This is a genomic window from Pedobacter sp. AK017 (assembly GCF_014200825.1).
In the GTDB taxonomy this organism is placed as follows: Bacteria; Bacteroidota; Bacteroidia; order Sphingobacteriales; family Sphingobacteriaceae; genus Pedobacter; species Pedobacter heparinus.
Window position 1 is genome coordinate 124,510 of the sequence record NZ_JACHCW010000016.1, and the last position, 16,106, is coordinate 140,615.

Here is a 16,106-nt window from a genome sequence, read left to right on the forward strand (position 1 = left end):
TAATTCCCTCCTTAAATTAATCTGTAATGTCTTGTTGCATGATTTTAAGCACTTCACTTTTTTTGAAGTACACACGCCTGTGCAGGCGTAAAAAGGGCAGCCCTTTTTTCATCCAGTCGGACAGAGTAACTAGCGATACGCCCAGCTCTGCTGCTAGTTGCTGTTTGGATAACAGGCGTTCTTCTGGTTCCTGCCTGGAACTGCCGCCTATTTTGAAATGCTCTTGTAGTTCTTTCCGCAATGCATCCCGGATGCACTGACTAAGGGCTTGTTCATTGATAATCTCCATAGCCTTTGTTTTGGGACAAAAGAATGCTACGGATCTCGCTTTTTGTTACCACCGGATTTGCGTGGTAAATTGAGAAGGTTTGGATATGCTTAGGGAACGCTAGTAAAATTCTTATTATCAGATTGATAGAAAGCCGTTTCTTTTAGATCGGATAATAAGCCGCAAAACGCTATCTCTTCTTTTTTGTAGGAGTAATCGTGTAAAGTCTGTGCTTTTCGGGTATTTCATTCTCTCTTTTTAGAGGATCTTTTGGGTCTATGCCCCGGAGATAGTACCGTAATTTATCTATCTTGATTTCTCTAACCTGGCCGATGTTTTCCTGATCGTATTCACGGAAATACTTGCTGATCATTTTGGCCCAAGTATTTTGTGCAGGAGTGATTAACAATTCATTGCCATCCGGCGCTTTCAATTTCTGCATTTGCAAGAATAAATCTAGTATGGCCAAAGCTTGTTCATTCCTGATATTGATATAGCCATCCCATTGCCGGGCTTCTTTTAATTCGGCTTTCAGATCTGCAATCTCCGATTGCTGATTTCTAATGAGTTCAGTCTGATCGGCTATAATTTCAGGCAGGGTCTTTTGGGTATGCCACTGGTCAATTGAGCGAAGATATTTTTGGAAAATTGTGAGCTTCTCCAATATCTCCATGTCTGTAGCATGACTTGAGTTAAATGGGTTCTTATGTTCAATAAAATTGATGCGCCGTAAAACAATCTGCCAGACAAAGATGAAAAATTCCTCTTCGCGATCAGGTTCCTTCCCTAAAAAATAAACAAGGTGATATTGATAAAACGCAGGGTATTCTTTTTCAGGCAATGTAAAAAGCTTTTTTATAAAAAGATTATCCTCGAATCCATTCTTCAGCCCGGTGAAAATACCTATGTCATAGCGATGCGGGTTGAGGTTAAAGGCTTCGTGCGGTTTAAAATACTTGTTCGACATGTCTTCAGGTATTAGTTTCTTACATGGAAGATAAAGATTGATAGTCAAATTTAACAATTAATAAGAAACAGGCTATAGTTTATTGAACCCTTCCAGAAATCGCTCTGGTCTTTAACGAGTTTCCAAATTTATTAAATAGCTTACTTTGTGGTGCGATGAATAGATTTCTTCGATGACCTGTACTTCATTTTTGGGAACGCGCTTATTTACTTACTCCTAAACAAACAGTATGGAAATCTCATCACAGACTTTTTCTTTGGATCATTTGTTTGCTCTCAATCGATCCAGAAATAATCATACTCAATATTAGGGGACAATCAGTGGAACAGTATTACTCAGCACAACCGGCACTCCGCTTAGATATATTACTATGATATTTGAAGCTTTATCCTTCTTAAAACCAAATTTTCTAATATCTTTTTAAACGTGAGCGTATTAACCGTATTTTTCAGTAAAAGTGGAGAAGAACCACTTTTACTGAATTTACAAACGTGACGGTCATATTACATACAAATTAAGATTTGTATTTTAATTTTTTTCACTGCACAATTGCAATGACTTTATAGGAATGGCCTAAGACTTTTTAACAAGCTGCAGGTTCCCTACGATAGTAACTTCGTCAGATACAAGCACCTTTCCAGCTGTAGTAAGACCCTTCCACGTTAACCCGAATTCTTCTCTGGATATTTCCCCCCTAACTGTAAATCCTGCGCGTTTTTGATCATCGGTTCCTAACGACATTCCCCCGAATTCGCCCTCGAGCAGAACAAGTTTGGAAATACCCTTGATGGTGAGTTTTCCCCTAAGCTTGTAATCTCTCCGGTAGACAGACAGATGTGACGGCGGATGCATTCCCTGTTTCTCAAAAAAAATGCCATCGAACTCAATCTGCGGATGCAATTCAGTATCAAAAAAGTCTTTTGATTTCAGGTGCTCGTCACGTGGTACATGGCCGGTGGAAAGGGAGTTTAAATCACCTTTTACACGTAAATCCGTTACTTTGCCGAAATCGCTTCCTATTGTGACTAAGTTTACACTGAAATCCCGGATATATCCGCTCAGTGTACTGATCAACAGGTACTTTGTTTTGAAAATTAGTTCGCTGTGAAGTGGGTCTATTTCCCATTGGCTATGGGACTCATTTTGGCTATTGGTACTCATAATGTTTGATTTATATAAGATTTAATTGGATTTTTAAGATAGAGTAGAGACTGGCACATCAGCGCCTGCCCACATTCGGCTGATCTATAAGAGCGTCGATATTATGATCAACATCTGATCCACAGACCTTTTCAAGTATTTTTCGCACAGTTTCCAGCAAAACAGAGGATTCATATCGACCCGTGACTGTAAGTGTTAATTCTCCATTAAAGGTAGCTACACCAACTGTCCTTGCCTCAAGATGGGGAGTGAGGACCATCGGTCCCCATAAATGGAGGAGCTGCAATGGTCCAAAGATTGTTTCGAAGGCCAGCTCACCTAAGTTAGTCAACATAATTTCATGTGAGGTCCCGGCAGCAAGCGCCTGTTGGATCGTCTCTAGGCTTAGGTTACTATTGAAAAGCTGCTGTGCTGCCCGCGTATCGCTTCCGATCCACTCTGCGTTTTGGGTTACGGCAACACTTTGCCTAACCTCACGTGCAATGTCCCAGAATTTATCACTGGAAGAGGTGTGGTATGCAGAGGTGACAATGTTGATCAGCAGGCTAAAATCCTCACCCATATTTAGCGTTTTGCGTGCAGAAATCGGATGCATGATCCTGACGGGCGTCTTATCCATTTGGTCATTTGTCAAAGCAGCTACCAACGCCGCACCTAATGCACCATGTACGGTGGTCTGCTCTAATTTTGATCTCTTTACAATAGCTTTTGTTAGCTCCATAGAGAATCTCAGGTACGCTATCGATGTGTTTTCCCGGTTTACTGGTTCGCAGATTTCAGAATGAACAGTAGGATTTTTAGATTGGTTATCGATCGGTTCAATACCAATTATACCATCAATAGATGGGATTGGAGAGAGGTTCCCCATTGTCTGGCCTGCTATTACGCTCAATATATCCCTGATCACTAATGCTACCGACATACCATCGGAAATAGAATGGTTTGCCACAAATATAAAAATGGTTTTGCCGGCCTGCTGTACCAAAACTGCTCTGACAAGAGGAGCTATGGAAAGATCAATGGCTTTGTCGAGTTCATCTTCCACAATGCATGCCCAGTCTTCATTGAGTACTGCATTAATAACTCTCAGTGGGATCCTACAATCTTTAACATCCTCAAATGTTGTTAAATGGTAATCCCTTCCCGATATACACACCGAAAGATTGGGGTGCCGACGCTGCACAATGTCAATAGCTGCTCGCCATTCCTTTTCGGGAGCGTTACCAACCAGTTCGGCTGCAATCGCAAACTGTGTACTACTCTTTTGATCCAGTACCCAGAATACTTGTTCGTTTGTTCCCAGGGTTCTATTATTCGAATTTCTCATAATTATGAATGTTAAGTTTAGAATAATGCAGGCATTAAATGTGATTTTTTAATATCGGAAAACGATGCCCGTAACAATTTGCGGGCAAGGGCAAGCCTATACCTGTCATTTACGACAGCGTTTAAAATCGACATATGCTGATTATTATATGATAATACTAAGGTGATCTATCTTCCGACCATCCGCTTTCTTATCCTGCTCAGCGAGGGTGCTTTAATGCCCAGGTATGATGCCAGATGATACAGTGGTACGGTGTTAAAAATTTCTGGGTGTATGTCGATCATGTCCTGATAGCGCTCTTCAGCAGATTTAAATAGAAATCCTTCTGTGTTGGCCATCAGTTGATGGAAGGCGTTCTCGGCAATATACCTTCCAAACCTTTCCCATTGATGGGAAGATTGGTATAATTTGTTTAGGTTGTCGATATGGATGTACAAGATCAATGACTGGTCTACCGACGCTGTATAGTAGTTGCACGGCTTTTGGCTCAGAAAACTGGTGTAGGAAGCGACAAATTTTTTCTGTGAAAAAAACAACATGTTCTTCTCATCGCTTGTCTGTTCATCCATCCTGTAAATCCGGAACACGCCATTAAGGATAAAACCAAGATGTTTGCAAACGTTATGGTACTCATTATAGAATTCTCCTTTCCTATATGCTTTCAGTTTCCAATAGGGCAATGAAAGGTCAAAAGAATCCTGGTCCATGCCAACCACAGCCGCCATCTCGTTTCTTAAAATTGTCATATCTTCCATATCTTCAGTTTATTATATTTTGGACGGCAAAAAACAGATCTAAGGTAAGGTATATTATTGGTTTGGTTATTGGTATTACTATTTCGCTTCGCTGATCAAGATCGATGCGACTTGTTTAGGCATGGAAAAGAATGGGCTGTGGCCGCTTTTTAGTGAGTAGGTCTTCACTCCAGCAACCTTACTTACCATGAATTGTTGTGTAGCATAACTTATCGCATGATCGTATGTTGCATAAATATATACCTTATCTACTGATCCAAAATTCGCTTCGCTAAGTGTCACGGGGGTTGCAAAGGGAATCAATGGATCTGCCTTTACACCAGTGGAAAATTTATCCTGCACATTTTTTGATTCATCAGCGGCAAAAATATCCACCGCACCTTCTATTGCTATACCCGCTGAAGCTCTTTCTCTGTCAATCTGCAGGTATTTTCCTACATGGCTACCTTCATCTTTTTTGGCAATATCGAGTAGGCTCTGTCCGTTAGTAGGTAAATAGGCTGTAAGATAAATCAACTTTTTGATGCTTTCGGGCATAGCTTCTGCCACCTGGCTGATTACCATACCTCCCATACTGTGTCCAACAAGTGTAATGTTTTTCCGATCGCCTATTGCATTTTTAACTGCATCAACATAGCTTTTGAGAGTGATCGATGGAAATGGAGTGTTGTCATTACCATGGCCGGGAAGATTCACCGTTACCACATTGAAACCCTTAGCATTTAACTTAGGGAGAACCCTATTCCAGGCAGAAGAATCTGACCAGGCACCATGTACCAGTATAATTGTTGGTTTGTTTAAATTTTGTGCTGATACGCCCATTCCGAACAGGCCTGCGATCAATGTTAGTGCTAATGTTTTCATCATTTTTATTTTTGTGGTCAAATCATTTTGACATCACAAACATACCTGTAACCTCCATCAATAATATTCACCCAGGTTAATATCGTAATTATACAATGCCGGTTGTGGTGAATGTCTGAGTTTTCGTAACCTTAATATATTGCTGGCTTTTTTTGGTTTGATAAGTAGACATGATATCAAATCCTTTTTAGATTATTACAAAACTTAATCTTTACCTAGTATTAAATTATCTACAATTTGTGACTCAAGTTCCATAAAAGAGCATTTCCCAGGTCTCCTATAATTTGAGAAGTCTTCTTCGATTTATTGGGTTAAGTCCCATACTATTGATTGCAGCACAGTCAGGAATCATGAACAGGCGGATTAACGTTGTTCCAGCCAAGATAAAAATGTTGTAGATTTTTCCCTGCCTACAAAAAGTTTCTCTGCGATGGAAACCTTCAGTCTGATCAGAAGCTTCCTTGCAAAATAGTGCTCCACTTCCTTTATAAAATGGAAGTTTATAACAGACTGACGGTTTATCCTGAAAAAATCATCTGGAGATACTGATCTGACGATTTCATCTAAAGACATCTGAAGGGGGTATTCGCCGCCGTCGCTGGCCAAAATATAGGTTGACTCATTCCTTAAAGCAAATAGTACAATATCCTTTACGGAAATGGTCTGGTATTTATTCTGTCCAAAAACCATGAAGCTGTGTTTATAGTCTTCCTTTTTAGCCAATGAAAAAAGCTTGGAAAGGTCAAAAGGAAGACTCGATTCGCCAGCAAGGGCACTTTTCAGGGAATCCAGCTTCAAAAAGGCACGTCGAAGTGTTTCGATTGTAAATGGCTTAAGGATGTAGTCAATACCATTTTCCCGAAAGGCTTCCAGCGCATATTTATCAAATGCGGTACAGAAGATGATGGGAGAGGAAACCCTGACCAGGGGAAAAATTTCAAAACTCGACCCGTCGGCCAGTTGGATATCCATAAAGATGAGTGCCGGTGGGGCATTTGCCTGTAGAAATTCTACTGCATGCCTTACTGTCTGTAGCGGACCGAGTATTGTGGCCTCAGGTCTGATGTCCTTTATCAACTTACCAAGCGCACGGGCAGTTTTTACTTCATCTTCAATGATCAATATGTCCATCTATCAACGGTAACTTTACGGTGAAATATTTGTCAGTCTTTTCTATGGTTATCGTCCTGCTGTTAATGTAAAGATAACGCTCATTAATATTCTTCAGACCGGTATGGGTAGAGGTTTCGGAGTAATTCTTTGGGTGGATCAGGTTTTTTACATCAATAAAACCGTTTTCACCAGATATCCAAACTTTTAACGGCATATCCAGAGATATAACATTGTGTTTAACAGCATTTTCGATCAACAACTGAAGGGTAAAGGCGGGTATAAGGCTGTTCATGTATTCGCCAGGCAAAGAGACCTCTACGTGTAAGCCTTCCTCGAAACGCGCCTCGAGCAAAAACAGGTAGTTGCCAAGAATTTCAAGTTCATCCCTAACTGGGATAACATGTGTATCCTGATTTTCCAGTGTAGAGCGATAAAATGCGGAAAGGCTTACTACAAATTTCACCGAATTTGCATCCTGGATCTCAATCATGGACTTTAAGGTGTTAAGGCTATTGAAGAGAAAATGGGGATTGATCTGCTGCTTGAGCAAATCGAACCTGAGATTGGTATGTGCTGCACGGCTACGTTCGAGCTCCATACTGATGTTCTGGACATGATGTGTCTTATAAAGCACCTGAAGAAACATATAGATGGTTAGACTGATCAAAATTCCCCGGAACTGGTACATGAGCATCATGGAACCCAACTTGTATTTAGGAAAGATAAATTGGTGGATCAGCACCAGAGCGATCATGAGTACAATTCCCACAAAAAGACTCCCTAACAATCTCCATCCCAGGAGCCTTTTGATAAAAAAATCGGTGCTGTAAGCCGGAAGCCTGTACAGGTTTAAATAGAATATGATGAAGGTGTACAGAAAAGCAATAGTTGCATCAACTGCGAGCTCCCCAAAGCCGATATGGAGCTGAAGGATTTTGGGAATAGAGGCCAATACCCCCATGGTAACAGATGTGAGCAGGATAACCATGAGGGGTATATGGAACACATTTCTATTCTGTCGCATATGTAAATTTTAGATTAGGGCATTACCGATCCGCGGGAGGTAAAGTTATCAGATTTTACTTGTTTTACCGAAATAAGTTCTCCAGGCACCTTTGCACCATACCAGTACAGGTCATCTTTCTGCTTCCAGGTAATTATACGTTTTTTATTTCCGTCGAGATATACAGAAGACATAGTTTGCTGTTTTTTGTCGATGAATGAACTGAACAGCTTTAGCTGCGTTCCATCTCTCCCTTTCGAAAGCGCTGAGATGTTTTTAACAGGGACGGTAAAGACATAATCATTGTCCCCGACCGGACGATGACAATTGACGCATTCGGTGGTAAAGGATACAGTTTTTCCATAAGCTAGAAATTCAGGTGTTTTAAACCTCGCCCAACCCCATCCTTTGGTATCCTTATATTTTTCGCGGTCTTTGATCATAAACTCTACTTGTTTAAATTCACCGGTTTCAATTTTCTCCCGTTCATCTTCCATCTGGTCCCAGGCAACCTTAGCTAATACCGTTCCGTCCGGCCATGGGTTGGTTTTTCCCTGTTTAATCGCTTTGATGGCAACATCATTGCCTAATATGACTCTCATTGTTCCGTTATCGAACCGTTGAGTTGTACTGATTGGTACCCAGTTTTTATAGTCCGGCATGAACGTTATGCCGTTCAGCGTTTTTGGAAGATTTTTTACCGAAGGCATAAGGGAACTGTAACTTGTATACTGTCTGTTAAGCGCATTGATTTTTGCCGTATCGCCCGGTTTATTGGGGGTAATGAATGTAGAAACATAATTTTTGAGCACCTGTACATCTTCGTGGGATAATTTTGCTGAGCGGTGCACAAGAGTATAGCTTTTCAGGGGCATCGCGCCGGAAATTACCTGGTTGATTGACTCAAATAGCTTTGCTTTCTGATTCCCTTTGGCAAGACTGTCCCAATTAGAGAAATTAAGTCCGGCCCTACCATCCCTCACGTGCGATGAAACCAGAGCATAGGCTGGCTGAAGCTTATCAAACCAGCGTAAATCGGTCTGATTGGAATGGCAGTCGTAACAGGCTCTTTTAAGAATAGCTTTCACGTTTTCCGGGGCATTTATCTCCCCGGTGACCGGTGGATTTTCAAGTACCGGCCGATAGAGCTGTGCAAGCCCGCAAACGATGGTGCAAAAAACCAGCAGGATTCTAATCTTCATGTTACGCGTTCTATTTTTCATTTTAAGTTATTTACCCCGCAAATAAAGATAACAAAATAGTTAGTTGAAAGTAACTTCCGACCCAAACGTACAGATTTAGCGGCCAAACGTTCAAATTTGAGCCTGTAATTATCGGCTTAGATGGGGTTTATATATATGACCAACTAGCCCCCAGATCACTTTTTATATACATCATAGTACATTTATCTGCAAATAGAGATATCCTATATGGACAGGACTTTGGTTTATTCCTTACCGAATGTGTTTTCGAAAACCTGAAGTCATCTTACGTTTCTTTTGCATTTAAATTTTGATGTCGTTCTTTTGCCCGACTGGACAAATTCCTTTTTATTTTATCATGACACTCTCTCACACAAAAGATGGGAGCTTAACCAGTAGGAGTTGATTCAGGCAAACTGAACCAAAACTTCGACCCTTCACCAACATTGCTTTCTACTCCGATCCTTCCGTTATGTCTCTTGATGATTTCAGCGCAAATATAAAGACCCAGTCCAAGTCCCGAATATTCGGCGCCTGAATGGCTAACCCGAAAATAACGCTCGAAAATATATGGAAGCTTGTCAGGAGCAATCCCCGGCCCGTTATCTTTTACCTCGACGTGTATTTGATCATTATCTTTATAAGCAGATATAAAGATATCAGAAGAAAGCGGTGCGTACTTAATAGCATTATTGACGAAGTTGACAATAACCTGGTCTATCCGATGCTCGTCGGCATAAACATTAAGTCCGTGTTCACATGAAATGTGCAATTTGTACCTGCCTGCTAACCGAACGTGAGAGCAGGTATTATTAAGCCATTCTGATACATCAAACTTTCTGATGTTCAAGACGAGTTTTCCTTCCTTGATATTTCCGGTATTGAGTAGATCATCGACAAGGGTGTTCATCTTTTCTATACTTTTTTTTGACTGCGCCATCAACATCATCAGTTTAGGCTCACCTTGTTGAGTAATCAGCCTGTCCATTAATTGAAGCGAAGCTCTTAAACTGGTAATTGGGGTTTTAAGTTCGTGGCTGGCGACTGAAATAAACTCATCCAGATGCTGGATGGCGGTTATATGCCTGTTGATATCGGTACAAGAGCCCATCCATTTTTCGATCTCGCCATCGTTGCCCTTTGTGGGCAATGCCCGAACCAAATGCCATTGATAAGTACCTTCCTGATTTTGCAATCTTAGCTCAATCTGAGCTTCTTCGCCGATTGCAATGGCACGTTTCCAATATTTAAATAACTTGAAACGATCCTGATGATGTATCTTAGGCAAAATAGCATCGGCAGAAAAAGATCCGTCCAGCAGGCCAAAAAAACTTGTAAAACGCCTGTTTGTATAATTTATCTCCCCAGATGCGTCAGCGGTGAAAATCATCTCCGGAATCAAATCTGACAGCAGCTCAAATCTATTTCGCTCTGCGTCCGCTTGTTTTTTTGCTTCGAGGAGTTCACGCTCATATTTTTTTCGGTCGGTTATATTATAGACAGTCGCATTAATGGCGACCAGCTTGCCATGGCTATCCCTAAAGGCGGTTGAATTGATGAGCGCAGGAAATTTGGAGCCATCAAAGCGCTGAAAATCAAAATTGATCTCATTCACATTGTGTTGCAACTGGAGCAGCGGCATATAAAACATTTCGTAGTAGATTTTGCCACCACGGGAAACCAGGTCAGTATAGAAAAGTTTGTTTACCACTTCGCTTTGATCATATCCAAGCCAGGAAAGTAGTGTCTGGTTGATTTTAACTATTTTTCCATCTGCCGTAAAAGATAGGTATCCACATGGTGCATTTTCATAAAGAATGCCCGGGTCGGTTAACGATTTGAGAAAATCACTTTCAGGGCTTTTTTGCATCGCTTTTAGTTCAGATAATTTTTAATAACCGCAATGGTTTCCTCCGGGGCAGCTTTTTGTATAAATTACCTGTCAGAACCCGATCAAACAGGATGGTAACCACCTTGTCAAACGCAAAGTGGCCACCATTTATCAGAGCATAGCTAGGCTCTTTCCTGCTGAACTTAAGGCAGTGGTTTATTCGTATGTTGATTCTTCTGTATCCGCTTTCTTTGCCTTGATCTTTCTTAGAGACTCACCGCTGGCTTCGATCCGGTGTGCGTCATGTACGATCCGATCCAAGACAGCATCAGCAATTGTCTTTTCTCCGATCATATCAAACCAAGCCTTTACCGGAAGTTGAGACGTAAGGATCAGAGAAGTCTTTTGTTCCCGATCCTCAATGATTTCCATCAGCATTGCCCTGGTTACTGCGTCGAAAGGGTCTATTCCAAAGTCATCCAGGATCAACAGATCACAGCGTTCGATTTTAGCCATTTCCTTGATATAGCTGCCGTCTGCACGTGCGAGTTTCAGCTTGGTAAATAATTTTCTTGAACCCCAGAACAAAACTTTGTACCCGTTCACGCAGGCCTGGTACCCAAGCGCACAAGCCAGGTAACTTTTGCCTATACCTGTTGGCCCGGTAATGATTATATTCTCATGGGCGTCAATGTACTTGCATTCTGCAAGCCTCATGATCTGATTCCGATCAATATTCCGCTCATGATAAAAGTTGATTTGTTCAATAGAAAACTTGTGCCGGAACTTTGCTGCTATTACCGCCTGGGATATTCTTTTGTTCATCCTGTATTCGGTTTCCGCTTGAATAAGCTCTGCAATCAACTGATCAGGGGTGTGACTATTGGTTTTAGCGGTTTCCAGGATGGTTTTAAACGTATGGTACATACCCCATAGTTTTAACTGCCTGAATTTATCTAGTGTATCGTTGTTACTTATCATTTTTTTCAAGTCTATTTGTAATAATCTTCGCCCCTGATGTTGTCGTGATTAGGCATGGGCAGTACCTTATCAAAAAGATTCTCTCTTTGGTTTTCCATGTTATTTTCCAGCATCGACCTTATGGAAGTATAAAGTTTACTTTCGGTATGGAAAGACTGTGCATTTCTGCAAGCATTCGCCAAACGATCAGCACCGAACTTTTTTGCCAGTCCTAAGATGCCTTCGCACAACCTAACGATCTGATCTTCATGCCGCTTTTCATCTGTCACAATGGCCTCAATCAGTATCCTAACATCATCATGGATCGCTGCCGCCCGTTCCAAAAATGTTTGCGGGGAGCGCTCCAAAGAGTATCGGTGAGGGGCGCTTAAGTGGCTGTTATCGGTGGTAAAAGCGTGTGGCACCAAACTCCGGCTGTGGATGGCGATACGTTCAAACTTGGAGAAGATTTCCACAACATCCCTGGTGTATAGCACCTTTACTTTTTTACCGACAAAACGGACTGGAACACTGTAGTAATGTCTATCGGGGCCTAACAGGATATGCCCATCCTTGTTTACTTTCGCATAGAAGTGTTTCTTTAACTCAAAGCGGTCTACCGGAAGGGGCATCAGTTCCTTGCGTTCATGTTCTTCAAACTGCATTCTCCTGCTGTAATTCCGATTGCTGCGCATTTGATTATTATGGGCTTCAAGCAGCGCCCTGATAGCTACATTTAGTTCAGCTAAGGAATGATAAGTGATTTTATTTATAGGTACATAAATACGGGTATACATGATTCTTACCGCACCTTCCACTAATGCTTTGTCCCTGGGCCTGTATGCTCTTGCAGGAAGTACACAGGTGCCGTAATGCGCTGCAAAGTCCTCAAATGTCTGATTCAGGGTAGGCTCATAGTTGTGGCTCTTGGTTACTGCCGCCTTCAAATTGTCCGGTACGATAGCCGCCGGGACGCCGCCGATATAGTGAATGGCATTTTCACAAGCGGCTATGAAGTCTTCTTTTTGCTGGCTCGGGACAGCCTCCACATAGGTGAGCTGGCTTGCGCCTAAGATGGCTACGAACACTTCAACATCGATTATTTTTCCGCTTTTTTTGTCTGTGTAGCGTAGTTTCTCACCTGCGTAATCGATAAATAGCTTGTCACCGACTTTATGGGTACGGTGCATGGTTGGGTTAACTTTTTGCTGCCATTCCTTGAAATAACGGCAGAATTGGGTGTATTTGAAGCCTTTTGGAAAGGCGCTGATGTAATCCTGCCAGAGCAGCTGCCGGGTTACTCCAGTGCGCTTTAGTTCCTTTTCTACTTGCGGAAAGCAATTGTATAATGCCTGCATTCGAGGACTAAGCGTCTTAGGCTTGTCATTAATCTTTCCGAACAGTTCTTCCAGTTCTTTGTCTTTGAGCGCATCAACTTCTTTTAGCGGAACCTCACAGGCTTCAAAAGCAGCAATGTACTTTAATACTGTTGTACGGGACAAGCCCGTATATGTTGCTATGGTTTGTTTAGGTGTACACCTATCATACAGTCGTAGGATTTGTCTAATCTTATTCATGCTTATGGTTGTATTAGCCATTAATTGAATGATTATTTAATCCTCCAAGCATGGATATGCTGCTTTAAAGCATGGGCGAAAAGAAGAAACGGGATGTTCAGTTTGGGAGAAATTGCGCTGTTCAGTTTGACCCGTATTGGTTGACCAGTTTAAGTCGTAACGATCTGACCAAATTCAGCGTAATACCCAAACTGTTCACAGAACAATCGTAATACTGTTTTAATCAATTGCTGCTATTCTTTAGATAATTTACTCGGCGGAAAGCCAAAATGCTTTTTGAATACATAGGAAAAGTGAGATAGATCTTCAAAGCCAATTTCTATGTACACCTCTGTAATCTTTTGCCTTTTTTCTTTCAAAAGATAATAGGCTTCATCCAAACGTTTTTGTTGAAGCCATTTTGCAGGTGTCATACTATAAATTTTTTCAAAATCACGTTTAAATCCCGAAAGACTACGACCCGTAAGGTATGCAAAGCGAGAAAGACTTAGATTGAACCTGAAATTCTGCTCCATGAATGCCTTTAAATTTATTTTGTCAGGGTCAGCAAAGTCGAACAAAATGTCTTTCAATTCAGGCTGCACTTTTAACAAAATCAACAGGACTTCTTTGAGTTTCAATTTTATCAGCTCATCATTGTCTGTGTTGGGAAATGGTAAATAGGGTTCTAATGACTGAATGAAATTTGAATAGAGTTTGTGTTTCTTTAGCTGTATAGACGGCGTAGTGTAAACTTTAGCTGTAGCGGTAAAACCGTATAGTTCTGCTACCTCTTTCAGGGTTTCTTCATCGAAAGAAATGGACAATGACCTAAAGGCTTTTTCTTCTTCCGGTTGTTTAACAAACTTGGCTAGCATATTCCGAATATTCAAACGAAAATCTCCGGGTTGGAATATAACAGTTTCCCTGCCATCTCTTACAATAAGCGAACCTGAAATCTGATATGCAAAAGCGTGCTGCATAAATATATTTTCGCCACTTATTGATTTCTTGTAATAACAAGATGTAAAAATCTGTGGTTGTCCGTTGTCATGCCCCATACGAAAACTAAATTTTATTTGCGCCCCTACTGTAAATTCTATTGTTATTGTTCAAATTGAAGATAAACACCTGTCATCTTCCCGCAAATTATCCAAAGGCTATCTGCTGCTTTTCTTTCCAATGCCCAGGGTCTTACTCCGAAAGGTGCCTTACTTCCATTTGGCACAACCTGTGCAATGTTGCAATCTTCTAAATAAAGTCCGCCTTTCCCATTTAATTCGGGGCTTATTGAAGCCCAAACAGTAGTTGCAGCGCCTTGTTGCACCGTTTTGTAAATATCGCCGATATTTTTTGGACTTCTTAGATAATTCAGTATTTCAGTACCCCAAAATTTTCGCAAGGTCTTAGCTTCAAGGTCAGAAAAGAAAATCTTATAAGAAGGTTCAAAACCAACCTTGGAACTTGCAAAAAGATCTGATGTTGGTATAGGACCGGGATGTACCGCAAAGGCCCTGATGTGGTATCGTTGCAACAATTCATCTTCTTTGATTGATAATAGGGATAATGCTGATTTTGTTTGTGCATACGAACGCATACCGTCATAAGGCGTATGTCCAAAATTTATATCATCAAACTGCACCCCATTTAAACGGTGTCCTCTTGAAGAAAGATTTACAATCCTTGCTCCATTGGATTTTTTTAATGCAGGAAGTAACTTTATAGTAAGTTCGTAAGTACCAAGCACATTTGTTGCAAATTGATATTCATAACCTCTTTCATCTTTTTGAAATGGTGTGTTGTAAACTCCAGCACTATTTACCAAAACATCTATCTGCCTGTTTGATTTCAGAAATTTCCACGCAAAGTCGTCAATGGTTTTAGGCTTTAATAAATCAAAATATTCAATTTCCACATTAGGCAGCCCTTTCAGATTTTTCTTTGCACGATCCGTATCAAGAGCAAGAACAATAACCGTAGCACCTGCACTGACAAAAGCTTTTGTTGCTTCTCTTCCTGTGCCTGTATGCCCGCCTGTTATCACAATAACTTTGCCCTTTAAGTCCATTCCTTTTACAACGTCCATTGCTCCTGTGCCGTGTCCAAATTGATTTTTTAGGGGCTGTTGATTTTCATTGACAATAATTTCGCCAGTGTAAAGCGGATCTTTTGATGAGGGGTCATTTTTTATGAGCATAATGATAAGTATTGCATATAAAACGATGAATAGCGATAGAGGGATGCCTAAAATCAAGAGGACTTTTTTTCTGGTTGACATTTTGCGTTTTGCTGTTTTTTTGTTTTCTTGCTCCATTATTTTTGATATTGATGAGTGGCATATTTTTAACGAATAATTTTACTGTCTTGCTGTACAAATCTCGGCTGTCGTGATAGGACATAGCGTGTAAGGCATTGGAATTATGAGCAATACTTTAGGACGGACGGCGGCTTCGTACAATGTATGCACCATTTCCACAGGATTTTAATTATCAGTTGCTGTGGATAAAACGGTTTCGGCGTGTATCGGAGTTTTTGATTTCTTTACTGCTTACAATGCACTTGCTTCTTTAGAAAACTGCAAACTGCTTTTGCCAACACCACCTACTAAAATTGTTTTTATTTCCATTATCTAAGGATTACGTTGCAAACTTCAAAATAAAATCCTTAGTTTATTTTGTTGTGGCGTCCAAATTTTATTTGCTGTTAAGTTCAGGAAAAGGAAACAGTATATTAATGGTATTCTTGTTGATATATACTTTTTGAAAAAGTGTATTTATTAGTCGTTTCCCATTTTATCAAAGATTTCAAACAGTTTACGGGTGACACTCCTGGAAATTTCAAACGCCTCTTGTAGTCAAACGATTTTCTCCAATTATAGGGTTTCATCGCATCGTAATTTTAATTTAAGGTCGAAAGGTGAAATATGACAATTAAATCTGATCAACCTTTCTGCTTGATCCGAGAGTCCAAACATAATCTGTTGGACTCCCGTAACCTTAAAAGCCTTTAGCAGCAGCAACTGACACCAAAGGTCTACCGGAAAATGCCGGAGATTTAAAGAGTTGTCGTTACACCCTTTAATATCAACGTACGTAATCG

Annotated in this window: 15 protein-coding genes; all 15 read right to left on the bottom strand. The window is 40.8% G+C overall.

Annotated elements, in window-relative coordinates:
* Positions 1-16 precede the first annotated feature (16 nt).
* Positions 17-289 (bottom strand): helix-turn-helix transcriptional regulator, encoded by a 273-nt coding sequence (locus HDC92_RS20360; protein ID WP_183876877.1) that lies wholly within the window; start codon positions 287-289, stop codon positions 17-19.
* Positions 290-458: 169 nt separating this feature from the next.
* On the bottom strand, positions 459-1,235 hold the full coding sequence (locus HDC92_RS20365) for a hypothetical protein (RefSeq protein ID WP_183876878.1): 777 nt from the start codon (positions 1,233-1,235) through the stop codon (positions 459-461).
* Positions 1,236-1,808: 573 nt separating this feature from the next.
* Positions 1,809-2,396 (bottom strand): YceI family protein, encoded by a 588-nt coding sequence (locus tag HDC92_RS20370; protein ID WP_183876879.1) that lies wholly within the window; start codon positions 2,394-2,396, stop codon positions 1,809-1,811.
* Between the two features lie 58 nt (positions 2,397-2,454).
* On the bottom strand, positions 2,455-3,579 hold the full coding sequence (locus tag HDC92_RS20375; protein ID WP_183876880.1) for a phthiocerol/phthiodiolone dimycocerosyl transferase family protein: 1,125 nt from the start codon (positions 3,577-3,579) through the stop codon (positions 2,455-2,457).
* Positions 3,580-3,890: 311 nt separating this feature from the next.
* Positions 3,891-4,478, bottom strand: coding sequence for a Crp/Fnr family transcriptional regulator (locus tag HDC92_RS20380; protein ID WP_183876881.1), 588 nt, complete (start codon positions 4,476-4,478; stop codon positions 3,891-3,893).
* Positions 4,479-4,556: 78 nt separating this feature from the next.
* Positions 4,557-5,345, bottom strand: a complete 789-nt coding sequence (locus HDC92_RS20385) for an alpha/beta fold hydrolase (protein WP_221270991.1) — start codon at positions 5,343-5,345, stop codon at positions 4,557-4,559.
* Positions 5,346-5,705: 360 nt separating this feature from the next.
* Positions 5,706-6,473 (bottom strand): LytR/AlgR family response regulator transcription factor, encoded by a 768-nt coding sequence (locus tag HDC92_RS20390; protein ID WP_183876882.1) that lies wholly within the window; start codon positions 6,471-6,473, stop codon positions 5,706-5,708.
* A complete protein-coding gene (locus HDC92_RS20395) occupies positions 6,454-7,479 on the bottom strand; it encodes a sensor histidine kinase (RefSeq protein ID WP_183876883.1) in 1,026 nt (341 codons plus the stop codon). Before HDC92_RS20395 ends, HDC92_RS20390 begins: the two co-directional genes overlap by 20 nt.
* A 14-nt stretch (positions 7,480-7,493) precedes the next feature.
* Positions 7,494-8,660, bottom strand: a complete 1,167-nt coding sequence (locus HDC92_RS20400; protein ID WP_221270992.1) for a heme-binding domain-containing protein — start codon at positions 8,658-8,660, stop codon at positions 7,494-7,496.
* Between the two features lie 388 nt (positions 8,661-9,048).
* Complete coding sequence (locus HDC92_RS20405) at positions 9,049-10,530, bottom strand: PAS domain-containing sensor histidine kinase (protein ID WP_183876885.1); 1,482 nt, start codon at positions 10,528-10,530, stop codon at positions 9,049-9,051.
* Between the two features lie 177 nt (positions 10,531-10,707).
* Positions 10,708-11,472 (bottom strand): IS21-like element helper ATPase IstB, encoded by a 765-nt coding sequence (gene istB / locus HDC92_RS20410; RefSeq protein ID WP_183876886.1) that lies wholly within the window; start codon positions 11,470-11,472, stop codon positions 10,708-10,710.
* A gap of 11 nt (positions 11,473-11,483) precedes the next feature.
* A complete protein-coding gene (gene istA, locus HDC92_RS20415) occupies positions 11,484-13,028 on the bottom strand; it encodes an IS21 family transposase (RefSeq protein ID WP_255484609.1) in 1,545 nt (514 codons plus the stop codon).
* A 233-nt stretch (positions 13,029-13,261) separates the two neighbouring features.
* Positions 13,262-14,068, bottom strand: coding sequence for a helix-turn-helix domain-containing protein (locus HDC92_RS20420; protein WP_183876888.1), 807 nt, complete (start codon positions 14,066-14,068; stop codon positions 13,262-13,264).
* A 44-nt stretch (positions 14,069-14,112) separates the two neighbouring features.
* Positions 14,113-15,321, bottom strand: coding sequence for an SDR family NAD(P)-dependent oxidoreductase (locus tag HDC92_RS20425; RefSeq protein WP_183876889.1), 1,209 nt, complete (start codon positions 15,319-15,321; stop codon positions 14,113-14,115).
* Positions 15,322-15,879: 558 nt separating this feature from the next.
* Positions 15,880-16,106, bottom strand: a 227-nt coding sequence (locus HDC92_RS25005; protein ID WP_221270993.1) for a hypothetical protein, incomplete at its 5' end; no start/stop codon positions are given.

What these genes read in the sequence shown, in the direction of transcription:
- HDC92_RS20360 (WP_183876877.1), bottom strand. Translation starts at nt 289, where the DNA reads ATGGAGATTATCAATGAACAAGCCCTTAGTCAGTGCATCCGGGATGCA.
- HDC92_RS20365 (WP_183876878.1), bottom strand. Translation starts at nt 1,235, where the DNA reads ATGTCGAACAAGTATTTTAAACCGCACGAAGCCTTTAACCTCAACCCG.
- HDC92_RS20370 (WP_183876879.1), bottom strand. Translation starts at nt 2,396, where the DNA reads ATGAGTACCAATAGCCAAAATGAGTCCCATAGCCAATGGGAAATAGAC.
- HDC92_RS20380 (WP_183876881.1), bottom strand. Translation starts at nt 4,478, where the DNA reads ATGGAAGATATGACAATTTTAAGAAACGAGATGGCGGCTGTGGTTGGC.
- HDC92_RS20385 (WP_221270991.1), bottom strand. Translation starts at nt 5,345, where the DNA reads ATGATGAAAACATTAGCACTAACATTGATCGCAGGCCTGTTCGGAATG.
- HDC92_RS20390 (WP_183876882.1), bottom strand. Translation starts at nt 6,473, where the DNA reads ATGGACATATTGATCATTGAAGATGAAGTAAAAACTGCCCGTGCGCTT.
- HDC92_RS20395 (WP_183876883.1), bottom strand. Translation starts at nt 7,479, where the DNA reads ATGCGACAGAATAGAAATGTGTTCCATATACCCCTCATGGTTATCCTG.
- HDC92_RS20400 (WP_221270992.1), bottom strand. Translation starts at nt 8,660, where the DNA reads ATGAAGATTAGAATCCTGCTGGTTTTTTGCACCATCGTTTGCGGGCTT.
- HDC92_RS20405 (WP_183876885.1), bottom strand. Translation starts at nt 10,530, where the DNA reads ATGCAAAAAAGCCCTGAAAGTGATTTTCTCAAATCGTTAACCGACCCG.
- istB (WP_183876886.1), bottom strand. Translation starts at nt 11,472, where the DNA reads ATGATAAGTAACAACGATACACTAGATAAATTCAGGCAGTTAAAACTA.
- istA (WP_255484609.1), bottom strand. Translation starts at nt 13,028, where the DNA reads ATGAATAAGATTAGACAAATCCTACGACTGTATGATAGGTGTACACCT.
- HDC92_RS20420 (WP_183876888.1), bottom strand. Translation starts at nt 14,068, where the DNA reads ATGGGGCATGACAACGGACAACCACAGATTTTTACATCTTGTTATTAC.
- HDC92_RS20425 (WP_183876889.1), bottom strand. Translation starts at nt 15,321, where the DNA reads ATGGAGCAAGAAAACAAAAAAACAGCAAAACGCAAAATGTCAACCAGA.